The organism is Vibrio sp. 1288 (assembly GCF_033344475.1).
In genome coordinates this window covers 1-1131 of sequence record NZ_JAWPOX010000124.1, presented here as the reverse complement: position 1 = coordinate 1131, position 1131 = coordinate 1, and the positions used below count along the sequence as shown (strand labels likewise).

The 1131-nt window shown below is 48.8% G+C and carries 1 protein-coding gene; it reads left to right on the top strand.

Translation table 11 applies throughout. The features are described 5' to 3' along the window. Positions 1-1131 (top strand): FimV/HubP family polar landmark protein (locus R8O11_RS25035; protein ID WP_318194584.1); only part of this gene is annotated, 1131 nt, incomplete at both ends.

The window sequence follows — 1131 nt, the reverse complement described above, 5'->3', positions numbered from 1 at the left end:
TCCGAGCTATGCTGAAGAGATCGAACGAGCATTACCTACTCCACCTGAGAATACTCAGCCTTCGCGCTTTTTCGGCCCTACAGGTGAAAACCAAACACTGTGGTCGATTGCTTCTGAGCTAAGACCGTCACGTAATGTCTCGGTACAACAAACGCTTCTCGCCATTTATCGAATCAACCCTCAAGCGTTTGACAATCAAAACATCCACGAGCTGATCCCAGGCAGCCGTCTTCGTGTTCCTTCATTAGAGCAAGTTCGCAGTGCGACGACTGAGCAAGCTGTTGCCATTATGAAGGCGCATGAGTTGCGACTGAAACAACCCAAGCCAGAAAAGCCAGCTCCAGTTAAACAGATAGAGGTTAAACCTAAACCTGTTGCAGAGCCTACTGCGCCAAAATCGCCAGTTGTTACTCCACCAAAACCTGAACCAGTTAAACCCGTTGAAACGACAGCAAACGTGCCACCAGTTTCGACGTCACCACAAGGTGAAAAGCAGGTTAGTGATCTAAAAGACAAGCTGCAGGGCTCGCAAAGTGAGCTTGAATCACTAGAAGAGAAAAACCAGCGTCTGCGCCTCATGCTGTCTCAAGTTCAGAGCGAAGTTGAAACACTCAAAAGCGAGCTTAACGACGAAGAGCGCATTCGTTCGGAAGTGGAAAAGCTGTTGGCAGAAGAGCGCCAACGTGTTGCTGAGCAGCAACGCATGCAGCCAAGTACGATGGATAAGATTCTATCCAATGGTTGGCTAGTCGGACTTGCAGCTCTGATTCCCGGGGCACTGCTAGCGTTGTTGGTTGTCATGCTACTTGGTCGTCGCTCGAAATCGAAAGAAGAGGAAGCAGCGCAGCAGCAGACACAAGATATCGATCCGCTTGCGGCTCCAATTGGTTTAGCCGCAGCTGACCAACTTGATGATGAGCTCAGCCTAGATGATGACTTGTTTGGTGATGATGACTCTGAACCGCTCTTAGATCAGGATGATAAAGCAGAGCTTGAAGAGGATGTCTTCGCAAACCTAGATGACGAAGAACTAGACTTCAACTTAGAAGGCGATGACGGCGAAGATCCATTTGCCGGTATCGGCGATGATGGTGATTTAGACGTTGGATTTGACGAGTTTGATTCTTCAAC